General features: G+C 69.5%; 25 protein-coding genes. 9 read left to right on the forward strand and 16 right to left on the reverse strand.

Annotated features, from left to right (window positions below; translation table 11 throughout):
- Positions 1 to 31: 31 nt before the first annotated feature.
- Positions 32 to 1,318 (reverse strand): phosphopyruvate hydratase, encoded by a 1,287-nt coding sequence (gene eno / locus ACZ1DY_RS37595; protein WP_126736446.1) that lies wholly within the window; start codon positions 1,316 to 1,318, stop codon positions 32 to 34.
- Between the two features lie 160 nt (positions 1,319 to 1,478).
- On the reverse strand, positions 1,479 to 1,955 hold the full coding sequence (locus tag ACZ1DY_RS37600) for a VOC family protein (RefSeq protein WP_126736447.1): 477 nt from the start codon (positions 1,953 to 1,955) through the stop codon (positions 1,479 to 1,481).
- Positions 1,956 to 2,027: 72 nt separating this feature from the next.
- Here ACZ1DY_RS37600 and ACZ1DY_RS37605 point away from each other — a divergent pair, with 72 nt between their 5' ends.
- Complete coding sequence (locus ACZ1DY_RS37605) at positions 2,028 to 2,441, forward strand: tetratricopeptide repeat protein (RefSeq protein WP_125674103.1); 414 nt, start codon at positions 2,028 to 2,030, stop codon at positions 2,439 to 2,441.
- Between the two features lie 30 nt (positions 2,442 to 2,471).
- On the opposite strand, the gene ACZ1DY_RS37610 is transcribed toward ACZ1DY_RS37605, so the two are convergent.
- Entirely contained in the window at positions 2,472 to 3,041 is a 570-nt protein-coding gene (locus tag ACZ1DY_RS37610; protein WP_034305561.1) for a helix-turn-helix domain-containing protein, read from the reverse strand.
- A 54-nt stretch (positions 3,042 to 3,095) separates the two neighbouring features.
- Between ACZ1DY_RS37610 and ACZ1DY_RS37615 the strand changes: the two genes are divergently transcribed.
- Positions 3,096 to 4,016 carry an NAD(P)/FAD-dependent oxidoreductase gene (locus tag ACZ1DY_RS37615; RefSeq protein ID WP_465482484.1) on the forward strand — a complete coding sequence of 307 codons (921 nt, stop codon included), beginning with the start codon at positions 3,096 to 3,098 and terminating at the stop codon, positions 4,014 to 4,016.
- Here the strand turns inward: ACZ1DY_RS37615 and ACZ1DY_RS37620 are convergent.
- A complete protein-coding gene (locus tag ACZ1DY_RS37620) occupies positions 3,989 to 4,693 on the reverse strand; it encodes a lysozyme family protein (protein WP_465482485.1) in 705 nt (234 codons plus the stop codon). The genes ACZ1DY_RS37615 and ACZ1DY_RS37620 overlap by 28 nt on opposite strands.
- A gap of 129 nt (positions 4,694 to 4,822) precedes the next feature.
- Between ACZ1DY_RS37620 and ACZ1DY_RS37625 the strand changes: the two genes are divergently transcribed.
- Positions 4,823 to 5,233, forward strand: coding sequence for a PPOX class F420-dependent oxidoreductase (locus ACZ1DY_RS37625; protein ID WP_257484348.1), 411 nt, complete (start codon positions 4,823 to 4,825; stop codon positions 5,231 to 5,233).
- Positions 5,234 to 5,347: 114 nt separating this feature from the next.
- Here the strand turns inward: ACZ1DY_RS37625 and ACZ1DY_RS37630 are convergent, their stop codons facing one another.
- Entirely contained in the window at positions 5,348 to 5,707 is a 360-nt protein-coding gene (locus tag ACZ1DY_RS37630; protein ID WP_465482486.1) for a MerR family transcriptional regulator, read from the reverse strand.
- Between the two features lie 64 nt (positions 5,708 to 5,771).
- Here ACZ1DY_RS37630 and ACZ1DY_RS37635 point away from each other — a divergent pair, with 64 nt between their 5' ends.
- Entirely contained in the window at positions 5,772 to 6,101 is a 330-nt protein-coding gene (locus ACZ1DY_RS37635; protein WP_465482487.1) for a putative quinol monooxygenase, read from the forward strand.
- A 16-nt stretch (positions 6,102 to 6,117) separates the two neighbouring features.
- Here ACZ1DY_RS37635 and ACZ1DY_RS37640 read toward each other — a convergent pair whose 3' ends face one another.
- The 9 genes from ACZ1DY_RS37640 to ACZ1DY_RS37680 form a co-directional block, all read right to left on the reverse strand.
- Entirely contained in the window at positions 6,118 to 6,678 is a 561-nt protein-coding gene (locus ACZ1DY_RS37640) for a hypothetical protein (RefSeq protein WP_465485762.1), read from the reverse strand.
- An 8-nt stretch (positions 6,679 to 6,686) separates the two neighbouring features.
- Complete coding sequence (locus ACZ1DY_RS37645) at positions 6,687 to 8,060, reverse strand: hypothetical protein (RefSeq protein WP_465482488.1); 1,374 nt, start codon at positions 8,058 to 8,060, stop codon at positions 6,687 to 6,689.
- Positions 8,057 to 8,860, reverse strand: coding sequence for an ABC transporter ATP-binding protein (locus ACZ1DY_RS37650; protein ID WP_257484345.1), 804 nt, complete (start codon positions 8,858 to 8,860; stop codon positions 8,057 to 8,059). Before ACZ1DY_RS37650 ends, ACZ1DY_RS37645 begins: the two co-directional genes overlap by 4 nt.
- Before the next feature lie 17 nt (positions 8,861 to 8,877).
- The gene (locus tag ACZ1DY_RS37655; RefSeq protein ID WP_465482489.1) at positions 8,878 to 9,693 is read right to left on the reverse strand and encodes a zf-HC2 domain-containing protein; all 816 of its coding nucleotides are present in this window, start codon (positions 9,691 to 9,693) and stop codon (positions 8,878 to 8,880) included.
- Positions 9,690 to 10,232, reverse strand: a complete 543-nt coding sequence (locus ACZ1DY_RS37660; RefSeq protein ID WP_465482490.1) for an RNA polymerase sigma factor — start codon at positions 10,230 to 10,232, stop codon at positions 9,690 to 9,692. The genes ACZ1DY_RS37655 and ACZ1DY_RS37660 overlap by 4 nt, the downstream gene beginning before the upstream one ends.
- A 182-nt stretch (positions 10,233 to 10,414) precedes the next feature.
- Positions 10,415 to 11,338, reverse strand: a complete 924-nt coding sequence (locus ACZ1DY_RS37665; protein WP_465482491.1) for a nucleoside triphosphate pyrophosphohydrolase — start codon at positions 11,336 to 11,338, stop codon at positions 10,415 to 10,417.
- The gene (locus ACZ1DY_RS37670) at positions 11,335 to 12,339 is read right to left on the reverse strand and encodes a hypothetical protein (RefSeq protein ID WP_465482492.1); all 1,005 of its coding nucleotides are present in this window, start codon (positions 12,337 to 12,339) and stop codon (positions 11,335 to 11,337) included. Before ACZ1DY_RS37670 ends, ACZ1DY_RS37665 begins: the two co-directional genes overlap by 4 nt.
- A 156-nt stretch (positions 12,340 to 12,495) precedes the next feature.
- A complete protein-coding gene (mfd, locus tag ACZ1DY_RS37675; RefSeq protein ID WP_465485763.1) occupies positions 12,496 to 16,050 on the reverse strand; it encodes a transcription-repair coupling factor in 3,555 nt (1,184 codons plus the stop codon).
- Positions 16,051 to 16,106: 56 nt separating this feature from the next.
- A complete protein-coding gene (locus ACZ1DY_RS37680; protein ID WP_465482493.1) occupies positions 16,107 to 17,021 on the reverse strand; it encodes an LLM class flavin-dependent oxidoreductase in 915 nt (304 codons plus the stop codon).
- 86 nt (positions 17,022 to 17,107) lie between these two features.
- Between ACZ1DY_RS37680 and ACZ1DY_RS37685 the strand changes: the two genes are divergently transcribed.
- The gene (locus ACZ1DY_RS37685) at positions 17,108 to 17,872 is read left to right on the forward strand and encodes a helix-turn-helix transcriptional regulator (protein WP_257484340.1); all 765 of its coding nucleotides are present in this window, start codon (positions 17,108 to 17,110) and stop codon (positions 17,870 to 17,872) included.
- Here the strand turns inward: ACZ1DY_RS37685 and ACZ1DY_RS37690 are convergent.
- On the reverse strand, positions 17,799 to 18,428 hold the full coding sequence (locus ACZ1DY_RS37690; protein ID WP_465482494.1) for a class I SAM-dependent methyltransferase: 630 nt from the start codon (positions 18,426 to 18,428) through the stop codon (positions 17,799 to 17,801). The two genes, ACZ1DY_RS37685 and ACZ1DY_RS37690, sit on opposite strands and share 74 nt — an antisense overlap.
- 131 nt (positions 18,429 to 18,559) lie before the next feature.
- Between ACZ1DY_RS37690 and ACZ1DY_RS37695 the strand changes: the two genes are divergently transcribed.
- The 3 genes from ACZ1DY_RS37695 to ACZ1DY_RS37705 are packed head-to-tail and all read left to right on the forward strand — an operon-like array spanning position 18,560 to position 21,591.
- Positions 18,560 to 19,726 (forward strand): sensor histidine kinase, encoded by a 1,167-nt coding sequence (locus ACZ1DY_RS37695; RefSeq protein WP_465482495.1) that lies wholly within the window; start codon positions 18,560 to 18,562, stop codon positions 19,724 to 19,726.
- Positions 19,723 to 20,385: a response regulator gene (locus ACZ1DY_RS37700; protein WP_257484337.1), complete on the forward strand. Its 663-nt coding sequence runs from the start codon at positions 19,723 to 19,725 to the stop codon at positions 20,383 to 20,385. The genes ACZ1DY_RS37695 and ACZ1DY_RS37700 overlap by 4 nt, the downstream gene beginning before the upstream one ends.
- A gap of 21 nt (positions 20,386 to 20,406) precedes the next feature.
- Positions 20,407 to 21,591: a PQQ-dependent sugar dehydrogenase gene (locus ACZ1DY_RS37705; RefSeq protein ID WP_465482496.1), complete on the forward strand. Its 1,185-nt coding sequence runs from the start codon at positions 20,407 to 20,409 to the stop codon at positions 21,589 to 21,591.
- On the opposite strand, the gene ACZ1DY_RS37710 is transcribed toward ACZ1DY_RS37705, so the two are convergent.
- A complete protein-coding gene (locus ACZ1DY_RS37710; RefSeq protein WP_465482497.1) occupies positions 21,588 to 22,313 on the reverse strand; it encodes an SDR family NAD(P)-dependent oxidoreductase in 726 nt (241 codons plus the stop codon). The genes ACZ1DY_RS37705 and ACZ1DY_RS37710 overlap by 4 nt on opposite strands.
- 32 nt (positions 22,314 to 22,345) lie before the next feature.
- Here ACZ1DY_RS37710 and ACZ1DY_RS37715 point away from each other — a divergent pair, with 32 nt between their 5' ends.
- The gene (locus ACZ1DY_RS37715) at positions 22,346 to 22,867 is read left to right on the forward strand and encodes an isochorismatase family protein (protein WP_465482498.1); all 522 of its coding nucleotides are present in this window, start codon (positions 22,346 to 22,348) and stop codon (positions 22,865 to 22,867) included.

Here is a 22,867-nt window from a genome sequence, read left to right on the forward strand (position 1 = left end):
TCCGCGCCCTCCCCCGGTCCGCCATGGTTCGTTATCCCTCGGTGCTGAACCGCGGGAACGCGAGGTCGCCGGCGTAGCGCGCCGCGTCGGCGAGAGTCTCCTCGATGCGGAGCAGCTGGTTGTACTTGGCGATCCGCTCGCCGCGCGCCGGGGCGCCGGTCTTGATCTGGCCGACACCGGTCGCGACGGCGAGGTCGGCGATGAAGGTGTCCTCGGTCTCGCCGGACCGGTGGCTCATCATCGACTTGTAGCCGTACGAGGTGGCCAGCGAGATCGCGTCGAGGGTCTCCGACAGGGTGCCGATCTGGTTGACCTTCACCAGCAGCGCGTTGGCGGCGCGGCGGGTGATGCCCTCTTCGAGGCGGTCCGGGTTGGTGACGAACAGGTCGTCGCCGACCAGCTGGACCTTCTCGCCGAGCTCGGTGGTCAGCTGGACCCAGCCGTCCCAGTCGTCCTCGCTCAGCGGGTCCTCGATGGACACGAGCGGGTAGTCGCGGACGAGCTCGCCGTAGTAGGCCGACATCTGCTCGGCGCTCTTCTTCGCGCCTTCGAAGGTGTACGCGCCGTCGGAGAAGAACTCCGTCGCGGCGACGTCGAGCGCGAGCGCGACGTCGCGGCCCGGGGCGTATCCGGCCTTCTCGATCGCCTGAAGGATCAGGTCGAGCGCCTCGCGGTTGTTCTTCAGGCTGGGCGCGAAGCCGCCTTCGTCGCCGAGGCCGGTGGCCAGGCCGCGGCCCTTCAGGACCGACTTCAGCGAGTGGTAGACCTCGGTGCCCCAGCGCAGGGCCTCGCGGAACGACTCGGCGCCGATCGGCGCGATCATGAATTCCTGGATGTCGACATCGGTGTCGGCGTGCGCGCCACCGTTGAGGATGTTCAGCATCGGCACCGGCAGCACGTGCGCGTTCGGCCCGCCGAGGTAGCGGAACAGCTCCAGCTCGGCCGACTCCGCGGCGGCCTTCGCGACGGCGAGCGAAACACCGAGGATGGCGTTCGCGCCGAGGCGGGACTTCGCCGGCGTGCCGTCGAGGTCGACCAGCTTCTGGTCGACGATGCGCTGGTCGACGGCGTCGGTGCCGACCAGGTCCGGGCCGATCTCGTCCAGGACGGCCGCGACCGCGCGCTCGACACCCTTGCCGTTGTACCGGCCGGTGTCGCCGTCACGCAGCTCGACGGCTTCGTGTTCGCCGGTGGACGCACCCGAGGGGACCGCGGCCCGCGCCAGCGTGCCGTCGTCGAGAGCCACCTCCACTTCGACCGTCGGGTTGCCTCGCGAGTCCAGAATCTCGCGAGCGCCTACCTGCTCGATGAGCGCCACGCCATGCTCCTCATGTGGGTTGTGCCTGCGGTGACCGGGCCCAGCCTAGCCGTCACCGCAGTTCACCCGTTGGAGGCACGCGCCACAGCAGCCGCCGACCGGGCTTTCCGACCTTCCTCCCCACCGCCACCCTCGACGGAGGAGCTTCGCTCCGCAGTACCTACTCCGTGACCGGTTCGTCCGCCCGGACTTCCTTCCAGCCCGACGGAAGCTCGACGGTGTCGGAGAACTGCTGCCAGAAGGTCCAGCTGTTGCCGCCGATGTCGGAGACGGTGAACACGCGGGCGCCGTAGGGCTGATCCTGGGGCGCGTCGATGTCGGCGTCGTCGCCGAGCGCGGCGCGGACGCGCTCGTACTGCGCGTCGACGTCGGGGACGTACACGATGTTCAGCTGCCCGACCGGGCCGTCGACGCCTTTCGCCTGCCAGTACTCGGGGCCGACCCCGGCCAGCTGGATCTTGGCCGGGCCGGCGCACAGAGTGGCCTGGAACACCTCTCCGGAGGCGTCGGCGAAGCGCACTTCCTCGGTGAACCCGAACACTCTGACCAGCCACGCGACCGCCTCGGTGGCATCGACGTAGTAGAGGTACGGCGCCAGACCGAGGTAGCCGGGCTCGCATTCTTCGGCACTGCTCATGGCAGGACAGTCCACCATGACCGTTTCAGCTCCTCGTGAACGACCCTGCCCAGGGGTATCGTGGAGCGGACCATGATGGATGCCGAACCCGCCCCAGAACCCGGTGAGGACTCGTCCGGAGAGTCCCGGTTCCGCGCCTTCCGGCAGGCGGAAGCGCTGGTCGAAAGCCGCAGGCCGCTCGACGCCCTCAAGGCCCTCGAGCCCTTGCTGGAGGACGAAACCGACAAACCGAGTGTTCAGTTGCTGGCGGGTCGCGCCTACTTCCACTCCGCACAGTTGCGGCGGGCCGAACGCGCCTTCACCCGGGTGCTGGAGCTGGACCCCACCGATCATTACGCGCGGTTCGTGCTCGGGCGGACCCTCCAGCGCCTCGGCCGGTTGACCGAGGCGCTCGCGCAGATGCGGATAGCGTCGGCGATGCACCCGATCCCGGAGTATCTGGAAGCGATCAGCGAGGTCAGCGCGCGGATCGCGTTGCGCGACTGACCCGGCGGCGGGAGCAAGGGACCTTTGCTCTCACTTCGACCTGGCCCGCAGGTGGGCCCGCTCCCCCTGCTTGCCGAACAGCACCAGCAGCTCCACCGGCCCCGGCCCCGCGCTGCCGAACCAATGCGGCACCCGCGTGTCGAACTCCGCGGCCTCGCCGGGCCCCATCGTGAAGTCGCGGTCGCCGAGCAGCGCCCGCAGCCGTCCACTGAGGACGTACATCCACTCGTAGCCCTCGTGTGTGCGCTGCACGGGCTCGATGTCCTCGACCGGGATCAGCAGTTTGAACGCCTGCGGCTGACCGGGTTGCGCGGTCAGCGCCCAGGCGGTGAACCTGCCGAATTTCTGCGGTTTCATCCGGACCCGCGGGTCGGCGGGTTCGGGTTCGCCGACCAGTTCGTCGAGCGGCACCTGATGGGCCGCCGACAAGGTGAGCAACAGCTCCAGCGTGGCCTTCCGGGTGCCCGATTCGAGCCGCGAGAGCGTACTGGCGGAGATCCCCGTCGCCTCCGAGAGCGCGGAGAGGGTGGTGCCGCGTTCCTTGCGGAGCTGCTTGAGCTTCGGGCCGACCTCGGCGAGCCGCCGTTCGATGTCCTGCATGCTTCCAGTTTGCCAAATCGGCAATGAACTTTGCCCATCCGCGCGAAGATCCGGATGCTCGGCACCATGAACAACGAATTCGACGTGGTGATCATCGGTGGTGGCGTCGCGGGTCTCAGCGCGGCCTTGGTACTGGGCAGGGCACGGCGCCGGGTCGTCGTGATCGACGGCGGCACCCCGCGCAACGCGCCCGCCGCGCACGCGCACGGCTTCCTGACCAGGGACGGCATTCCACCCAAGGAACTACTGGAGATAGGCCGTGACGAGGTCCGTGCCTACGGCGTCGAGATCGTCGACGACGTCGTCCACCGGCTACGCCACGACAAGGCGGTGGAGCTGGCGAGCGGCCGGGTCATCCGCGGTCGCCGGATCGTGGTGACCACCGGGCTGGCCGACGAACTGCCGGACGTCCCCGGCGTCGCGGAGCGGTTCGGCGCCGACGTGCTGCACTGCCCGTACTGCCACGGCTGGGAGGTGCGCGATCAGCGTTTCGGCGTGCTCGCCACCTCGGAGAAGTCGGTCCACCAGGCGCTGATCGTCTGGCAGTGGAGCAAGGACCTGACCTTCTTCACGCATACGCAGCAGCTCTCGGCCGAAGACCGGGCGAAGCTGACCGGGCTGGGCATCCGGATCGTCGACGGGAAGGTGTCCGAGCTCGCCGTCGAAGACGACCGGCTGACCGGCGTCCGGCTCGTCGACGGGGAATTCGTCGAACGCGATGTCGTGTTCGTCGGCCCGAGGTTCGTCCCGCACGACCGGCTGCTCGCCCAGATCGGCTGCGCGCGCACCGAAAGCGGCTCGATCGCGGTGGACGCGCAGGGCCGCACGAACGTGGACGGCGTCTGGGCGGCGGGGAACGTCGTCGATCCGATGGCGCAGCTGGTCGTCGCGGCGGGCGACGCCTACCGGATGGCGTCGGCGCTCAACTTCGACCTGGTGCTCGAAGATCAGGGAGCGACGCTGGCGTCCGCGTAAGTGTCGGCCGCGCTGAAGACCTCCTGGACGTAGGGCACCGCCGGGTTGAACACCCGCATCGCCTTCCACCAGCCGTCCGGGGTGGCGACGTCGTCACCGGCGGCGCACAGGTAGCGGGCGGTGACGAAGGCGGCGTCGTCGAGGTCCTTCGGATCCGGTTGCTTGCCGTCGCTCCTGGCGCGGGCTGAGTGCTTGGCCCAGACGTCGGCCGGGAGCGTGATCGGGCCGGGCCTGCCCTGCGCCGTTTCGACGTGGGAGATCCCGGCGAGGGTCGCCCACGAGAGGTGGCAGCCCGGCTTCTGCCGGCGGAGCCACATCTCGGCCCGGCCGTAGGCGGACAGGTCGGCGACGGAAAGCCGCGTCTTCGCCGCCACCCGGTTCGCCCAGGTCTCCAGTTCGGCCGCGTCGGAAACGGTGGGCCGGTCGGGCGGCGCGGCGAGCCCCGCACGCGGTGTCGCCGCCCCCGGCTGGGGCTTCTGGTCGGGAACCGTGAGCGCGGGCTGGGGCTGAGCCGGCGGAGGCGGCTCCTCGCCTCCTGGCCGGTTCACCCCGACGGTCATGATCAGCACCACGCCCGTGAGCACGAGCCCACCCGCGAAAGCGAGCCTGGGCACGTACGGCGGCAGAGGGCGGGCGGCATGCTCCGGGGCTTCGGTGCTCTGGGCGGTTTCGGCCACCCGGTCAGGTTACTTCGCCACACTTCCGGGCGATGCCCCAATCGGCTTACGAAGCGGACCGACGGTAGAACGGATCGGCGACCGGTGCCCCTTGACCTCCAGATAAGTGGAGGTATGACACTGCTTTCCATGTTCAGTGAAGCGGAACTCGACTACCTCGCCACCCAGGGACTCGGACGGCTCGCCACGGCGCAGCCGGACGGCACGCTGCAGGTCAGCCCCGTCGGTTACGCCTACAACACCGAGACCAAGACGATCGACATCACCGGCTACGAACTGGCGAAGAGCAAGAAGTTCCGGAACGTGGCCGCGAACGGGCAGGCCGCGTTCGTGGTGGACGACATGCCTTCACAGGATCCGCCGAGGATCCGCTGCCTCGAGATCCGCGGCCGGGCCGAGGCGCTGACCGGCGCCCGCACCCCCGACGGCCATCTCGACGGCGCGGTGATCCGGATCCACCCGTCGCGGATCATCAGCCTCGGTGTCGACGACCCGGACCACGACCCGCTCGATCTCGTTCCGCACAACCGAAACGTCTGACGGAGGTCAGAGCCGGGGTCGTGGGCCCCTTCAAGTACGTGATGGCCCCTTGCTCGCGTCAGGCGCAAGGAAGGGGGCCATCACGTACTTCTGTTCTGCGCCTTGACCACCGAGCTAGGCGTGGGTGAGCGCTCGGCTGGAGGCTTCGAGGATGTCGCCCAGAGCGGCGCGAGCCTGGGTGAGGTCGGCTATGCGGGAGTCCAGCTCGGCGTACTGGGTTCTGAGATGGTCGACAACGCAGGCTTGGAGTTCTGTGCCGTCACCGACGAAACAGGGCATGAGTTCGCGGATGACCTTGGTGGGAAGACCAGCGGCGAGCAGGGTGCGGATGCGGGCGACGGCGACGGGGGCCGCGGAGTCGTAATGGCGGTGACAGCCTTCGCTGCGACGGGAGGCGAGCAGCCCCTGGGCCTCGTAGTAGCGGAGGAGGCGGACGGCCACGCCTGTTTCGCGGGACAGCTCCCCGATCTTCATGTGACCCACCTCATAGGGCAGCGGCTTGAACCTGACACTGATGTCAGATTCTACCGTTGATCGCATGACGACGACTTCGACCGCACCCCTTTCGCTCTACGGTTTCCTGACCCCCAAGCCCGGACACGCCGACGAGTTCCGGAAGCTTCTGATGGACCTCGTCGAGCCGTCTCGAGGGCACGAGGGCAACCTTCAGTACCACCTCCACGAACAGGAAGACGGCCGGTTCTTTCTCTACGAGGTTTGGCGTTCGCAGGAGGACCTCGACCGGCACAACGCGACCCCGCTGCTGCGCGCCTTCATGGACGAACTGCCTGAGCACATCGACGGAGCGCCAGAGGTCTACTTCGGCGCGATGAGGAGTTCCTATCCGGCCACCGTGGTCGGTGATTGAGGAAACCCCGGTGCGGTCAGCGACGGGCACCGTAGACCGCGTAGGCCCCCGAACCGGCCACGGCGAGCACCACGGCGGTCCACGTGGCTTCGGCGACCCCGGCGGGCTGGAAGGGCCAAGTGATCACCAGCTGCGCGCTCTCCGTGCTCGACGTGGTGGCCCAGACCACGAACGCGACCGCGAACCCGGCCAGCGGCAGCGTCCACCCGAAGGCCCCGCCGAACAGCACCGCGGCGAGCCCCGCGAGCCCGAGCAGCCCGCTCGCGTTCCGCACGATGATCTCCACCGGGACCCGGTCCGCCTCCCACAGCCGCGGCAGCAGCACGGCACCGGCGCCGAGTCCTCCGATCAGCAGAAGATGCATGAGGCGGCGAGGCGCCCAGCGGATCGCGGCGGTCCGGTCGAGATCGATGTCCTGCCCGCTGAGGCCGATGGCGGTCACCGCGATCGCCACCAGGAGCGCCAGGGAAACCGGGATCTCCGACCAGCGGTCCCGCGCCAGGAACCAGATCAGCACCATGCTCGCCGCCAGCGCCGCGAACGACGCGGGCATGGCGCGCGAACGCGCGTACAGCACCGCCCACCTCATCGGGCGCCACCGAGGAGGATGCCGAGCTGGTTGCCCTGGCAGGTCAGCCCCGCCTTCCGCTGCGCGATGATCCGCTCTCGCTGCACATCGGGCGGAAGGGCACGGAAGGTCTCCCAATCGCGGAGGACCTCGTTCTTCGTCTCTTCGCTCAGCCACGAGCCGCTGAGCATTTGCCATTCACCGAGGAACCAGCTCGACGTGATCGACCTCGCGGTGAGTTCGTCCATGAACGACCTGTCGCCACCGTGGAGGGTGTAACAGGACGGTGTCCCGGCGCCGGCGACCAGCGTCCGCGTCATGTCGTCCGAATTCAGGACCGAACGGACGGACCAATCCACCAGGTCCACGTAGACGGTGTCGGCGGCGCGCGGCGGCATCTCGTCGTAGTCCAGCCACCGGTTCAAAGCCGCGACCCTGACCGGCGCGTCCGGCAGTGTTCCCAAGAGCCGCAACGCTTCTTTGCCAGGTCCGGCGATACGGGCGAGGTCGCGTTCGAGCATGCGAGGAACGCAGACCGGGCCGTCGCAGATCATCGCCGTCGCGCGAGGGTCGACGGTCTCGGCCTCGGCGTAGGTCGAGGGCAGGATGGGCAGCGCGACCGCGACCGCCACCACCGCGGGAACGACGGAGAGCGCCTTCGAGCGCTTGGAGCGGGCCGCCAGCAAGAGGAATCCGGTCGCGGCCAGCCCGGCGAGCCAGACCCCCTGGCCGAGATCCACCCGGCTCGCGGTGGTGATGAACGGATCGTTGGTGACGTCCATCGCGGGAGAGAGCGAAGAGGCCCATGCCGGAACAGCTCCCACGAGCACGCTGCCCTGCGACCCGCCGATCTGCATCACGAGGATGATCACGAAAGTGGCGACGGCCACCGCGGGCGCGGTCAGCGGATGCGGCAGCAACCGGCCGATCCCCAATCCGATCCAGGCTCCCGCGAGCATCGCGAGCCCGCCGACCACGACGATCGGCAGCCAGCCGAAGGTGAAGAACGCACCGCTGAAGATCACTTGCACGGCGCCGACGGCGAAGATCAGCAGATAGCCCAGCACCAGCAGGCCGCCCAGCGCGCCGGCGAGCTTCGCGGCGCGGTGCCAGCCGGGCCGCGGCATCGTGGTGAGGAGCTCGGCCATCCCGGACCGGCTGTCCCGCATGCCCTGGATGACCCCGGCACCGATCGCGATCGGCACCAGGAAGACCAGCAGGAACCGGCTCCACCTCGCGGCGGGCACCCAGTTCTCGTCCCAGGCGAGCGGCGCCTTCGACCACGGACCGCTGAACGAATACAGGAAGCCGAACGCGACGACGAGGATCGCGAGCGTGGCCCAAGGGGCGATGGAACGGCGGAGTTCGGTCCGCAGGACGCGCGTGTTCACCAGTTCCCCTTCCCCGGCTCGTGCCCCAGCAGCGCCGAGTAGCCGCGCTCGATCGGGCTGTCGCCGACGTACTCCTCGCTCCCGGCCGCGGCCAGCTCGTCCGGCGTGCCCTGGAAGACGAGTTTCCCGTTTTCGAACAGGACGACGTCGGTGCAGGCGGTCGCGACGTCTTCGACGAGGTGCGTCGAGACGACGACGCAGGCGTCGCGCCCGATCTCCTGGAGGAGGTCCCGGAATCGCACGCGTTGTGCCGGGTCGAGCCCGGCGGTCGGCTCATCCAGCAGGAGGACGTCCGGATCGTTCACGATCGCCTGCGCGATCCCGACCCGCCGCACCATGCCGCCGGACAGCGTCTTCATCCGGTCGTCCGCGCGATCGGCGAGGCCGACCCGTTCGATCGACCGCTGCACCGCGGCCGGGATGTCCTCTTTGGACATCTCCTTCAGCCACGCGATGTACTCGACGAACTCGCGGACGGTGAACCGCTTGTAGAAACCGAAGTTCTGCGGCAGATAACCGATCCGGCGGCGCAGGCGGCGCTGATCGGTGAACCCCCCGACGGATTCACCGAGCAGCGCCAGCCCTCCCTCCGCCGGCCGGAGCACCGTCGCCAGTGCCCGGATCAGCGTGGTCTTCCCCGCCCCGTTGGGGCCGAGCAGACCGTGCACCCCCGTGCCCAGTTCCAGGTCGAGCCCGTTCACGGCGAACTTGCGTTTGCCGACCCGGACCTTCAGCCCCTCCGCCTTGATCTGCCACGCGTAGGTCGTCGGTGCGACCTCCGCGGCCCCGACAGCACGCATCATGTTCTCCCCTTCGTTCATCGTTCGGATCCGGTGAGCAGGCCGAAGACGCTCCGCCGGAGCACCACCACGACCGCGGTCAGCGCGAAGATCGCGCCCCACACCGGGAGCAACCGGGGTTCGAGCGCGGTGGCGCGCCCTTGCGAAGCCACCGCGGGCGCCAGGATCACCGCCATCCAGACCCCGGTGAGGACGTAGGCCGCCCGCGTCACTCCGATCACACCGCCGAGCGCGAGCGTCCCGGTGGTGAAGGCCAGGCTCGGCAGGAGACCGAGCCCGAATCCGCCGCCGGCGAGCCAGCTCGAAAGACCCTGGATCGGCAAGACGACCGCGAGGACCGCCGTCGTCCGGCGCAGCAGCAGGTAGAGCCCGGCCCTCGGCGTCGAAGTGACCAGTTCGTATGCGGGATCGAGCCCCTTCGCCCACGACACCGCGACCCCGAGCACCGGCAGCACCGGCGAGAAGAGCTGGACGAACGAGTAGCCCTTCGACTCGGTGAACCCGAGAGAGTCCAGCAGGAAGCCCAGTGCCGGGATCAGGACGATCATCACCAGCCACGGCAGCATCACCGGCGTCACCCAGGTGTGCAGCCGTCCGGCCCACCGCCTCCGCATCGGGCTCGGGCCCGCTTCGGCGAGCTTCGGCCCCAGCCCCGCCCAGACGTCGTCCACCAGCGCGGACACCGTCGGAAGGCTGAGCGCGGACAGTCTCCCCCGGCATACCGCGCACTTTTCGAGATGGGCTTCGACCGCCCAGACCTCGTCACCGGCCAAGCCATCGTCCCCGCGGACGTAACCGGCGAGGAGCTGTTCGGACACGTGTTCCTTGTTCACGACAGCGCCTCCCGCATCGCGATCCGAGCCCGCCTGGCGCGGGTTTTGACGGTTCCTTCCGGCAGGCCGAGCAGGACCGCGGTCTCCCGGACGGTCAGCCCGTCGAGCACCATCGCCTGCAGGACCTGCCGGAGTTCGGGAGCGAGACGGCGCAACGCGTCGCCGACGTGGTCGCCGACCGCGCCTGCCAGCGCCTCGTCCTCGGCGGCGGGCGCGACGGTGGTTTCCGCGACCGGCAGCGGCTGCGCGTGCCGCGCGCGGCGGCGGAAGGCGTCGACCAGCCGGCGCGCGGCGATCGTCCACAGCCAGCCCACGGCGCTCCCGCCGACGGCGGAACCGGCGAACGCGCCCGCCGCGCGCCATACCGCGAGGTAGGTCTCCTGCATCACCTCGGCGACGATCTGTTCGTCGGCGCAGCGACGGCGCAGGCGCACGGCCAGCCACGGCGACGTGCGGCGGTAGAGCTCCTCGAACGCCGCGCGGTCACCTTTGGCCGTGCGGCGGACGAGCTGCTCTTCGTCCGGTTCCGTTCCTTTCACATCCGGCAAGACGCCGAGATCGCCGAAACGGTTCTCACCCGATTGTGTCCTGTGTCACAGCGCCTCCGTGGCGGCTCGGTCCGGCGCCGACCATGTCGCGAAAGCCACTTTCGGGACGTCAGACGTCGCGAAAGTGGCTTTCGCGACACACTCGGCCGGATGTGAGCGACGGCCCGTACTCCTCAGGGAGCCGGCCAGAACTTGCGCCAGCCGTCGGCCTCGAGCGTCGTCGGTTCCAGGCCGGCATCGCGCGCGGCCTGCTCGGCGTCCCGGATGTCGCGGGCGAACCGCTTCGCGACGGCACGGAGCTCGCCTTCGGGATCGATCCCCGCACGGCGCGCGGTCGCGGCCACCCGGAACAGCTGGGCGGCCGCTTCGGAACCGCCGGGGAACAGATCGAGCGGGATCCCGGCCCGGCCGCTGCGCTGGCCGAGCTTCCCGGCGAGGGCCACGGCGGGCTGGCCGAGCGCGACACCGTCCACAATGGACTGACGGCTCTTCTCGGCCTGCTTCAGTTCTTCCCATTTGAGGTTCTGGTCGCTGACGGTCTCGACCCGGGGAGCGTCGGCGAAGACGTGCGGATGACGTCCGACGAGTTTCGCGACCAGTTCGGAAGCGACCTCGTCGATCCCGAACGGATCGTCCGCGTCCTCGGCCGCGACGCGCGCGTGGAACAGCACCTGGAGCAGGACGTCACCGAGTTCCTCGCGCAAGGCGACACGGTCGCCCTCTTCGATCGCGTCGAGCAGCTCGTAGGTCTCCTCGACCAGGTATTGACGCAGCGACTCGTGCGTCTGGACGGCGTCCCACGGGCAGCCACCCGGCGAGCGGAGCCGGTCCATCACCTCGGCGGCCTCGACCAGCGGCGGCACGGGCGCTTCGATCACCCGCGCTCCGGCCCTGATCAGCGCCGCGGCCTTCGGTTCCCTTCGCGAACCGGCGATGAGCACGAGGTCTCGCGCCTGTGTCTCGCCGAGCGCGGGCACCCCGAACACCTCGGGATCGACATCGGAAGCCGCGTACACGGCACCGCTGCTCCGCAGGATCGTGAGTGCCGCGGCGGGCAGTGTCGCACCGCGGGCGATCACGACGACGGCAGCGGTCACGGGTTTTGCGGGGCGGCACCGTGCACAAGCAGCACGATGCCCTTCTTCGAAGCTTCGTTGGGCGCGAGGTCCATCTCGACAACATCCCACACGCCGTAGCGCGGGTTCACCTTGAGGTCGACCTGGCCGAGGTACGACTGGAGGAGCCGGACACCGACCTTGGCCAGCTGCTGAGGGGTGGGCCGGGCGGCCTGATCCGACGCGACGGGCTTGTCCGCGGTCCGCTCACGCATCACGACGACGACCCAGAGCGGCTGCTGCGGTGTCGGCTGGAAGGCGGCGACGGTGTTGGGTTCGAGACCGAACAGGACGGTGGCCGCGGTCGCGGGCGACTGCATGGCGGGCAGCTTCTGGCCGGTGCCCGCCTGTGTGTCGGACGTCTGCTGGTCCTGCGCGATCAGCTCGGCGGCCGCGTTCGGCGAGGCGGCGAAGCGGCGGGCCTTCTCGATCGCCTGCTCGCGCAGCCGGTCCGAGTCGGCGCCGGTGGCGTCGGTCGAGGAGACCGAGCTGAAATCGAACGTGACGGTGAGCTTGTCCAGGTACTTCATCGCGAGCTGGGTCTGCAGCGCCGCGTCGACCAGTGCCTCACGGTGGTCCCGCACCCGCGCCACGAGCTGCTCGACGCTGAGCTCGGGGTCGTCCTGCGGGTTGGCCTCCATCGGCTTCGCCAGCGGATCGTTCTGCAACGCGTTCACCACGAGGGATTCGTCGACCCCGATGCCTTCCCGCTGGGCGGCACGCTTGGTGAGGTCGTGCAGGATCTCCTGGCGGACGATCTCGCGGCCGACGAGGTCGAGCTTGTGCTCCTTGGCGAGCTGCTGCCCGTACGGGTGCTCACGAACCGCCTTGTCGATCAGCTGCTGCACGCGATCCACCGAAACGGTCCTGCCGTCGACGATCACCGCCGCACCGACCTGCCCGGGTCCGGCGTTGCATCCGGCGAGAAGGAGAGAACCGGCAAGAACCCCGACCAGCGCGCGACGGCGCCCCATGATCCGCATCACAGGGCCTACCCTCTCATACCGGCCCCGGCGAGAGAACCAGGTCGTAAGTCGCGATTCGGGCTCGGCCCCGCACGCGAGTTCCGCCTTCCCGCACGCGAGTTACGTCTCCGATCACGCGAGTTCCGCCTTCCCGCACGCGAGTCACGGCTCCGATCACGCGACGGGTGCCGGCGACTTCATCAGATTCGTCAGCAGCTTCGCGCACCAGTCCAGCAGTTCCTCATCTCGCAACGCGGGGGCGCCCATCCGCCCGCCCGCCGGGCCCTCCGTCGGCTTCGGCACGGAGACCGTGTTCGTCACCGCCTTGTAGAGAGCTTTGGGGTACAAGCGCTTCAGCCGCACCATCTGCGAATCCGCCAGCGGCAGCGGCGCGAACCGGATCGACGTGCCCTGTGCGGAGACCTCGGTGACCCCGGCCGCGCGGCAGGTGTGCCGGAACGTGGCGACCGCGAGCAGCCTCCGCACCGGGGCGGGCGGCTGGCCGTAGCGGTCGACCAGTTCCTCGCGGACGGCGTCGAGCCCGGCCTGGTCGGGAGCGGCGGCGATCTTGCGGTACGCCTCCAGCCGCAGCCGCTCGCCCGGCACGTAGTCGTGCGGGATATGCGCGTCCACCGGAAGATCGACGCGGACGTCGGCGAGTTCTTCTTCCTCCGGCATGTCCGCGCCCGCGTGACGGCGGAACGCGTCGACCGCTTCGCCGACGAGCCGCACGTACAGATCGAAACCGACGCCCGCGATGTGCCCGGACTGCTCCGCGCCGAGGATGTTGCCCGCGCCGCGGATCTCCAGGTCCTTCATCGCGACGGCCATGCCCGCGCCGAGTTCGGTGTTCTGCGCGATGGTCGCCAGCCGGTCGTGCGCCGTCTCGGTGAGCGGGGCCTCCGGCGGGTACAGGAAGTACGCGTACCCGCGCTCACGCCCGCGCCCGACCCGGCCGCGCAGCTGGTGCAGCTGCGCGAGGCCCAGCAGGTCACCTCGTTCCACCAGCAGGGTGTTGGCGTTCGAGATGTCCAGCCCGGTTTCGACGATCGTGGTGCAGACGAGCACGTCGTACTCGTTCTCCCAGAAACCCTGGATGATCTTTTCGAGTTTGTCCTCGTTCATCTGCCCGTGCGCGGTGACGACGCGCGCCTCCGGCACCAGTTCGCGAATGCGCTTCGCGGCCTTCTCGATCGAGGAAACCCTGTTGTGCACGTAGAAGACCTGGCCGTCGCGCAGCAGTTCACGCCGGATCGCGGCGCCGACCTGCTTGTCGTCGTAGGCGCCGACGTAGGTCAGGATCGGGTGCCTGTCCTCGGGCGGGGTCAGGATCGTGGACATCTCACGGATCCCGGCGAGCGACATCTCCAGCGTCCGCGGGATCGGCGTCGCCGACATGGTCAGCACGTCGACGTGCGTCCGCAGCGCCTTGATGTGCTCCTTGTGCTCGACGCCGAACCGCTGTTCCTCGTCGACGATCACCAGGCCGAGGTCCTTGTACCGGATCCCGGTCTGCAGCAGGCGGTGGGTGCCGATCACGATGTCGACATCGCCGGAAGCGAGCTGTTCCAGGATCGCGTCCGACTCAGGCTTCGAGGTGAACCGCGAAAGCCCCTTGATCTTCACCGGGAACGAACTCATCCGTTCGGTGAAGGTGTTGAGGTGCTGCTGCGCGAGCAGCGTCGTGGGCACCAGCACCGCGACCTGCTTGCCGTCCTGCACCGCCTTGAACGCCGCGCGCACCGCGATCTCGGTCTTGCCGTAGCCGACGTCACCGCAGATGACGCGGTCCATCGGGACGCCGCGTTCCATATCGGCCTTGACCTCGTCGATCGCGGCGAGCTGGTCGTTGGTCTCGGTGAACGGGAAGGCGTCCTCGAGTTCGCCCTGCCACGGGGTGTCCTGCGCGAACGCGTGCCCGGGGGCGGCCTGCCGCGCCGCGTAGAGCTGCACGAGCTCGGCGGCGATCTCCTTGACCGCCTTCTTCGCCTTGGCCTTGGTGTTCTTCCAGTCCGATCCGCCGAGTTTGTTCAGCGTCGGCAGCTCGCCACCGACGTAGCGGGAGACCTCGTCGAGCTGGTCGGTCGGGACGAACAGCCGGTCCCCCGGGTGCCCGCGTTTGGACGAGGCGTACTCCAACAGCAGGTACTCGCGGGTCGCGCCGGCGACGGTGCGCTGCACCATCTCGACGAACCGGCCGATGCCGTGCTGGTCGTGGACGACGTAGTCGCCCGCCTTGAGGGCGAGCGGATCGACGGCGTTGCGGCGCCGCGACGGCATCTTCGTACTGAAGTCCTTTGTGGACGTCCCCGCGCCGGAGCCCCGGCCGGTGAGATCCGATTCGGACAGCACCACCAGCGCGCGTTCCGGCGAGACGAAGCCGTCCGAAAGACCGCCGCACGTCACCGTCACGACGCCCGGCGTGAGCGGACCGGTGATGCCTTCCGCGAGCGACGCGGGCACGTCCCCCGCCGACAGCTGCTCGACGGCGCGGGCCGCCGTGCCGTGCCCGGCGACGACGAGCACCGCCGTCCCGCCCGCGGCCGTGTGCGCGCGCAGATCCGTCGTCGCGCGCTCGACCTCGCCGCGGTAGTTCGGCGCGGCCTCGATCGAGACGCGGTAGACGTCGGGGTCGTCACTGGCCAGCTGCGTCAGCGTCCACCAAGGGCGCTTCGTCTCCTGAGCGTGCTTCGCGATCCCCGCGAGGTCCCGGTACGCGGACGCGCCGAGGTCGATCGGCGCCTGACCACCCGCGGCGGCGGTGGTCCAGGACGCTTCGAGGAACTCCTGCCCAGTGCGGACCAGGTCGGCCGCGCGGGCACGGATCTTCTCCGGATCGGCCAGCAGCACGTGCGTGCCCTGGGGCATCGCGTCGGTCAGCAGCTCCAGCTCGCCCTCGCACAGCACTGGGATGAGCGCCTCCATGCCCTCGACGGGGACACCGCCGGAGAGCTTGGTGAGCATTTCGGTGAGCTGGGCGTCCGCCTCGTACGTCGTCGCCAGCTCGGCGGCCTTCGCGCGCACCGGCTCGGTGAGCAGCAGCTCACGGCACGGCGGCGCGCTGACATGCCGGATCTCCCCCGGCAGCGACCGCTGGTCCGACACCGCGAACGCGCGGATCTCGCTGACCTCGTCGCCCCAGAACTCGACCCGCACCGGATGTTGCGCCGTCGGCCCGAACAGGTCGAGGATGCCGCCGCGCACGGCGAACTCGCCGCGTTTCTCGACCATGTCCACCCGCGTGTACGCGAGTTCGACCAGCCGCTCCAGCAGGCCTTCGAAACTCTGTTCCTCGCCGACCACCAGGTCGATCGGCGCGAGCGAACCGAGCCCGGGCGCCATCGGCTGGATGAGGCTGCGGACGGTCGCGACGACGACGCGCAGGTCGTCGGCCCCCGTCTCGAGCCGGTGGAGCACCTCCAGCCGCCGCCCGACGGTGTCCGCCCGGGGCGACAGCCGCTCGTGCGGCAGCGTCTCCCACGACGGGAAGTCGGCGACGGCGCCGTCGCCGAGGAAGGACTTCAGCGAAGCGGTCAATTCGTCGGCCTCGCGGCCGGTCGCGGTCACCGCGAGCACGGGACGGCCGGCGCCCTCGTCCGCGGCGAGGGCGCCCACGACCAGCTGGCGGGTGGCGATCGCGCCCTGGAGCTCGAGCACCGGGGCACCGGCCCGCTCGACGACCCCGCGCAGGGCCGGATCGGGAAGGATGGAATGAAGGAGTCCGGACAATGGAGCGTTTGTCACCGTCCCAGCCTACGTGGGGGCACCGACAGTCCGCCGCGCGATTACCGGGGCAGGGCGCCGGCGACCACTGGAAGCTGTTCGTCGAACTCGGCCGGTTCCTGCGTCGCGATCCGGATCAGCACGTGTTCGGCGCCCGCGTCCTGGTATTCGCGCAACCGATCGGCGACCTGCTCCGGGCTGCCCGCGATCTGCATCTGGATCTTCTCGACGAAGTCCAGCGGAACGCCGTAATTCCGCTGTGCGTAGTCCTCCAGCCGCTCGCGGGCGCGCACCGGGTCCTTCTCGATGAGCACTGTCGCGAACAACGCGGGCGTCACGGGGCGTACGGCTGCTTCGCGGATCTTCGCGAGCCCGTCGGCGTAGTCCGCGACGTCGGGCGGATACGGCAGCCAGCCGTCGTAAAGCCGCCCGACTCGTTCGAGCGCGCCCGGGGTGAACGAGGCCAGCCACACCGGCGGACCACCCGGACGGTGCGGTTCCGAGTACTCCGGAAGGGTGTCGTAGTGCAGCACCTCGCCGTGGAACGAACCACTCTTCCCGCTCCAGACGTGCCGCCACAACGCGACGATGTCGTCGAGCCGGGCGCGGCGGCGTTCCCACGGAACGCGGGTGAAGGCGAACTCGGGTTCGCTGCGGCCGGCGAACCCCGCGCCGACGCCGAGCGTGATCCGGCCCTGGCTGAGCAGGTCGAGCGAGAGGATCGCGTTCGCGGAAAGCAGCGGATCCCGCAACGCCGGAAGCAGCGCGGCCGTGCCGATCGTGACCCGCTCGGTTCTGGCGGCGAACGCGCCGAGCAACGTCAACGAATCGATGGGCGCCTTCGCGAGCGTGTCGCCGACCCAGACCGAATCGAAGCCGAGACGTTCGGCTTCGACCGCGATCGCGACCATTTCCGGCGCGGTGCGCCCGGCGTCGAGGATGGACCGATAAGTAGGGACGACCAGACCGAATTTCATGCCGGGAGCATCGCCTCGGCCGGGAATCGTCTCAATTCCTTCGAGGGAATGGCGGCGCCGACGGCGGCTCGGCCAAGATGACGACCATGGTTTCCGGATTCGGCCCCGCGCTGAAGGGCTGGCGCGAGCGTCGGCGGCTGTCCCAGCTGGAACTGGCACTCCGGGCCGGGACCACCCAACGGCATGTGAGTTTCCTGGAAGGCGGCCGGTCGATCCCCGGCCGCGGCCTGGTGCTGCGCGTCGCCGAATCGCTCGAACTCCCGCTCCGCGAGCGCAACGGCCTGCTGCTCGCCGCCGGATACGCCCCCGGTTTCCCCGAAACGAAACTCGACGATCCCGGGTTGAAGCCGGTCCTCGACGGCATGCGGCGGCTGCTCGACGGACACCGGCCGTATCCGGCCATCGTCGTCGACCGTTACGGCGTGCTCGTCGCCCGCAACGACGCGCTGGACCTGCTCTTCGAGGACGTGGCGCCCGAACTGCTGGAGGAACCGGTCAACACCCTGCGGCTCGCGCTGCATCCGAAGGGGATGGCGCCTCGGGTGCGGAACCTCGCGGATTGGGCGCGACACATCCTGGAGCGGCTGACGCAGGAGATCGCGCACGCGCCCGACGAGAAGCTCACCGCGTTGCTGGCCGAACTCGAAGGTTACGTTCCGGAGCCGGGGCCGCCCGGCCCCGATCATCTCGGGTTCGCCGTGCCGATGCGCCTGTCCACCTCGGCGGGCGAGCTGCGGCTGATCACGGCCATCACGACGTTCGCGACCGCGGCCGACGTCACGGTGTCGGAATTGAAACTGGAGACCTTCCTTCCCGCCGACGCCGAGACGGCCGCGATCCTGACGCGCTGACCGGCAGTGCCGCCCGGTGCACGAACGCGGGCGGCAGGTTCGGCCAGACGACCGGCGAGCGCCCGGTCACCGCGAACCGATCACGCAGCGCGGCGGCGAATCGCCTGCCCGGCGGTGCCCACGCCGCGTGCACGTAGGCGAAGGTCGTGAACCGGCCGTTCGGGACCAGGATTTCGGTCACCCGGTCGAGGATCCGTTCCTGGCGGTCCGTCGTCATGACCGTCCACGGCAGACCGGAAACCACGACGTCGGCGGCTTCGCGCACGTGATCGTCCAGGTTCTCGGCGGATCCCTGGACGATTTCGACTTCCGGATACCGCTCCCGCAGGATCCCGGTGAGCCGGGGATTGATCTCGACGGCGACCAGCCGGGCGCCCGGCGGCAACCGGCTGAGGACGGCCCCGGTGAAGACTCCCGTGCCGGGCCCCAGCTCGACGACGAGCCGGGCGTTTTCCAGCCCGAGGCCCGTCGTCATGGCTTCGGCGAGTTTCGGAGAGCTGGCCGCGACGGCCCCGGTGAGCATCGGATGGCGGAGGAATTCCCTGGTGATCGACATGATCCCGACGCTAGGAACGGGTTCCGTGGCCCCGCGTCGGCCGCGACGTCCGGCCCCGTCCACCCGCGGGAGGACGCCGGGGGTACCCCAGGACGACGCGCTCGGCCGTCCGCCGCGGTTACGTTCGGGACGTGTTCAGGTTGTCCGAACGGATCCGCGCCCACCCGTGGGTGACCGACCTGCCGCTTTTCGCGTGGTTCGTCTTCCTCGCGCCGACGGGGTCGTCGCCGGTCCCCAAGGCGATCCTGCTCGTGCCGTACCTCTTCCTCGTGCCGCTGCTCTGGCGGCGGCGTCATCCCGAGATCGTCGCGGTGCTGGTCGTCGCGGGCGTGACCGCGCAGTACCTGGTGGAGATCTGGGCCTACGACCGCGGCCGCGGCGAACTGGCGATGGCCGTCGCGCTCTACACGCTGGTCCGCGCGGGGAACCGCCGCTTCGCCGCGCTGATCGCCGTCGTCATCGTCACCCTCGACGTCGCCTGGGGTCTCACCTGGGGAGCCACCACCGAACAGGGACCGGAGATCGCGATCGTCGCGACGATCCCGCTGCACGTCGCGGCCTGGGCGCTCGGCGAGTTCTTCCGCGCTCGCCAACGTCTCTCGGACGAGGAAACGGTGAAGGCGGAACTGGCCGCCTCCGAACAGGACGCCCGCGCGCGGGCCGCGGTCGCCGAAGAGCGCACTCGCATCGCCCGGGAACTGCACGACGTCCTCGCACACAGCGTCAGTGTCATCGTGATCAACGCCGAGGGCGCGAAGCTCATGCGTGACAAGGACCCCGAAGCCGTCGACCGCACACTCGACACGATCGGCAAGGCGGGTCGCGACGCGCTGGCCGAATTACGCCGTCTCCTGGAGGTCCTCCACGCGGGCGAAACCGCTCGAAGTCCTCAGCCCGCCGTCGCCGAACTTCGCGATTTGGTCGAGCAAGTGAGCGCGACGGGCCGCGAAGTCGGGCTCCGGGTCACCGGTGACGCCGACGGGCTGCCGCCCAGCGCCGCGCTCCAGGCCTACCGGATCGTCCAGGAAGCACTCACGAACATGATCAAACACGCGCCCGGCGACGCGAGCGGAACCGTCGAAATCGACTTCAGCGAGGACGGCCCGCGCCGCGACGTCCGGATCGAGGTGACGAACACCGGCGGTTCCGGTCCGCCCGCGCCGCGGCTGCCGTCTTCGGGGCGGGGCCTGGCGGGGATGGCGCAGCGGGTCGAGATGTTCCACGGCACACTCGACACCGGGCCGACCCGCGACGGTGGTTACCGGGTGGCCGCGAGTCTGGTGGTGGAGGCCGGATGACGCCCCCGGTGAAGGTGCTGATCTGCGACGACCAGGAACTGGTCCGCGTCGGGATGGGCATGATCGTCACGAGCCAGGAGGACCTGACCGTCGCGGGCGAAGCCGCCAACGGCGCCGAAGCGGTCGAAACAGCGCTGCGGCTGCGGCCGGATCTGGTCCTGATGGACGTCCGGATGCCGGTGCTCGACGGCGTCGCGGCGACGGAGCGGATCTGCGCGGAGCTGCCCGGGACACGTGTCCTGATGATCACCACCTTCGATCTCGACGAATACGCGTACGCGGCGTTACGCGCCGGCGCCAGCGGATTCCTGGTCAAGGACGCCCCTGCCGAAGAAATCCTCGTCGCGATCAGAGGAGTGCTTCGCGGGGATTCGATGGTCTCGCCTTCGGTCACCAAACGCCTGCTGGACCGCTACCTGGACGACGCCCGTGACGGCGGCGAAAGCAAGCGGCTGGAGAAGCTGACCGAACGCGAGAAGGACGTCCTCGCGCTCATCGCGCGCGGCCTGGCGAACAGCGAGATCGCCGCGAAGCTCTACATCGGCGAAACGACGGTGAAAACCCATGTCGGCCGGATTCTCGCGAAGCTCTCACTTCGCGACCGGGTGCATGCGGTCGTGTTCGCCTACGAAAGCGGTTTGGTTCGCGCTGGTGGTTGAGCACGGTGGCATGCTGAAGACATGCGCACTTCCGCCGTCGTCGCGTTCGCCTCGTTGTCCTTGCTGGTCACGGCCTGTTCCGGGGCTTCGAGCGAGTCGGTGCAGAGCGCGCCACCGGTCACTTCGAAGCCGGCCGCGGCGGCGTTGAAGGTCGAGCAGGTGACGGCCGGGCTCGAACACGGCTGGGACGTCGGTTTCCTCCCGGACGGGAAGATCCTCGTCACCCAGCGTCCCGGGAAGCTGGCCCTGATCGAGGGCGGCGCGAAACGCGACGTCGCCGCCGACTTCTCCGACGTCCACGTCCGCGGCGAAGGCGGCCTGATGGGGATGGTGATCAGCAAGGACTTCGCGACGTCGCGCGAGTTCATCACCTGTCAGACCCACAAGGAGGGTGACACCGCCGTCGACATCCGGCTGGTCACCTGGCGGCTGTCGGACGACGGCGCGAGCGCCACGAAGGTCAAGGACCTCCTCACCGGGCTGCCGGTGAACCCCAGCGGCAGGCACTCCGGCTGCCGTCCCACGTTCGGCGCGGACGGCGCGCTGCTCGTCGGCACCGGCGACACCGCCCGCCCGCAGCATCCGCAGGACCGGACGAGTCTCGGCGGCAAGGTGCTGCGCGTCGACGCGAAGACCGGGAACGCGTTGCCGGACAACCCGTTCATCTCGTCGGCGAATCCGAACGAACAGCGCGTGTTCACCTACGGGCACCGCAACGTCCAGGGCGTCACGGTCCGCCCTGGCACGGGGCAGGTGTTCACCGCCGAGCACGGGCCGACGATCGACGACGAGGTCAACCTGGAGACCGCGGGCAAGAACTACGGCTGGGACCCGTCCAAGGGCGGCACCGAGACCAGCTACGACGAAAGCGTCCCGATGACCGACAAGCAGCGCTTCCCGGACGCCGTCAGTCCTTTGTGGACGACCGGTGAGATCACCGAGGCCATCTGCGGCGCGGAGTTCCTCACCGGGACGCAGTGGGGCGCGCTCGAAGGCTCGCTGGCCGTGACCGCGCTGAAAGGCCAGAAGCTCCTGCTGTTCCGCCTCGACGACGCGGGCAAGGTCACCGAAGTGACCCTGCCGCCCGAGTTCGACGACAAGTTCGGCAGGCTGCGCGCCGTCCGAAGCGCGCCCGACGGCTCGCTCTACATCACGACTTCGGAAGGTGAGGACGACAAGCTGCTGAAGGTCACCCCCGGCGTCTAATGGCCGAGGTGCGCGCCGCCGTTGACGTGGACGATCTGGCCGGTGACGTGCCGGGCCTCCGGGCTCGCCAGGAAGGCCACCACTTCGGCGACGTCCGCGGGCTCGCCGGCGCGTTTGGTCAGCGTGTTGCCGATCAGCCACTCCCGGCGTTCGTCGGAAAGCTTGCCCTGGAAGAACTCGGTGTCCCCGACCAGTCCGGGCGCGACGATGTTCGCGGTGATCCCGCGCGGCCCGAATTCCCTTGCCACGTCGACGTTCCACGCCTCCAGCGCGGCCTTGGCCGCACCGTAGGAACCCGCTCCCGTCCGCGCGGCGATGGAGCCGATGGTGACGATCCGCGCGCCGTCGGCGAACCTTTCCCGCAAGGCACGGGTGACCAGCACGGCGCTGAACACGTTCGCGTCGAGGTTGGCCTGCCAGTTCGCCGCGAAGGATTTCAGGTCTTCCGCCTGCCCGTTCCGGAAATCGGTGTTCCCGCCCGCGTTGTTGACCAGGACGTCGACCCGCTCCGGCAAGTCGGCCAGCGCCCGTTCCACCGCGTCCGGATCGGCCGCGTCGAACGGGACCGGGTTCGCGCCGAGCAGCGCCGCGGCCTCGGTGAGGACCTGTTCGCGACGGCCGGTGATCGTCACCCGGTCACCCCGCGCGGCGAACGCCGCCGCGACCGCGTACCCGATCCCGGTTCCGCCGCCGGTGACCACTACTTCCCTGTTCTTCCCCATACCTCCAGGATAGGGACACTAGGCTTCCCCGCATGACGAAGATCGACCCGGCGACGACGGCGCTCGTCCTGATCGACCTCCAGACCCGCATCGTCGCGATGGAGACCGTTCCGATCGAAGGAACCGAGGTCGTGGCGAACGCGGTCTTGCTGCGCGAGGCCTTCAGCGCGGCCGGCTCACCGATCGTCCACGTGCGCGCGCACCGGCCGGGCGTCGAGGAGCAGCCGCCCGGCAGCGAACTGGTCGCCGAACTGACGCCTCGCGACGGCGAGCACCTGATCACCAAGAACACGATCGGCGCCTTCTACCGCACCGGACTCGACGAACTCCTGCGCGGACTCGGCGTGAAGACACTGGTGCTCGCCGGGATCGCCACGGAATACGGCGTCGAATCGACGCTGCGGGCCGCGATCGACCACGACTACGAGACCATCGCCGTTTCGGACGCGATGGCGGGGATCGCGGCGATCTCCCACGAATCGGCGGTCACGAAGGTGTTCCCGCGGCTGGGCGAAGTGCTCACGACCGCCGAGACCGCCGCGGCGCTGGGCTGA

It is taken from the genome of Amycolatopsis sp. PSD-21 (genome assembly GCF_055561455.1).

Coding starts and splice junctions, on each gene's coding strand:
- ACZ1DY_RS37600 (WP_126736447.1), bottom strand. CDS start 1,955: ATGAGCAGTGCCGAAGAATGCGAGCCCGGCTACCTCGGTCTGGCGCCG.
- ACZ1DY_RS37605 (WP_125674103.1), top strand. CDS start 2,028: ATGATGGATGCCGAACCCGCCCCAGAACCCGGTGAGGACTCGTCCGGA.
- ACZ1DY_RS37610 (WP_034305561.1), bottom strand. CDS start 3,041: ATGCAGGACATCGAACGGCGGCTCGCCGAGGTCGGCCCGAAGCTCAAG.
- ACZ1DY_RS37615 (WP_465482484.1), top strand. CDS start 3,096: ATGCTCGGCACCATGAACAACGAATTCGACGTGGTGATCATCGGTGGT.
- ACZ1DY_RS37625 (WP_257484348.1), top strand. CDS start 4,823: ATGTTCAGTGAAGCGGAACTCGACTACCTCGCCACCCAGGGACTCGGA.
- ACZ1DY_RS37630 (WP_465482486.1), bottom strand. CDS start 5,707: ATGAAGATCGGGGAGCTGTCCCGCGAAACAGGCGTGGCCGTCCGCCTC.
- ACZ1DY_RS37635 (WP_465482487.1), top strand. CDS start 5,772: ATGACGACGACTTCGACCGCACCCCTTTCGCTCTACGGTTTCCTGACC.
- ACZ1DY_RS37650 (WP_257484345.1), bottom strand. CDS start 8,860: ATGCGTGCTGTCGGGGCCGCGGAGGTCGCACCGACGACCTACGCGTGG.
- ACZ1DY_RS37670 (WP_465482492.1), bottom strand. CDS start 12,339: ATGCGGATCATGGGGCGCCGTCGCGCGCTGGTCGGGGTTCTTGCCGGT.
- ACZ1DY_RS37680 (WP_465482493.1), bottom strand. CDS start 17,021: ATGAAATTCGGTCTGGTCGTCCCTACTTATCGGTCCATCCTCGACGCC.
- ACZ1DY_RS37685 (WP_257484340.1), top strand. CDS start 17,108: ATGGTTTCCGGATTCGGCCCCGCGCTGAAGGGCTGGCGCGAGCGTCGG.
- ACZ1DY_RS37690 (WP_465482494.1), bottom strand. CDS start 18,428: ATGTCGATCACCAGGGAATTCCTCCGCCATCCGATGCTCACCGGGGCC.
- ACZ1DY_RS37700 (WP_257484337.1), top strand. CDS start 19,723: ATGACGCCCCCGGTGAAGGTGCTGATCTGCGACGACCAGGAACTGGTC.
- ACZ1DY_RS37705 (WP_465482496.1), top strand. CDS start 20,407: ATGCGCACTTCCGCCGTCGTCGCGTTCGCCTCGTTGTCCTTGCTGGTC.
- ACZ1DY_RS37710 (WP_465482497.1), bottom strand. CDS start 22,313: ATGGGGAAGAACAGGGAAGTAGTGGTCACCGGCGGCGGAACCGGGATC.
- ACZ1DY_RS37715 (WP_465482498.1), top strand. CDS start 22,346: ATGACGAAGATCGACCCGGCGACGACGGCGCTCGTCCTGATCGACCTC.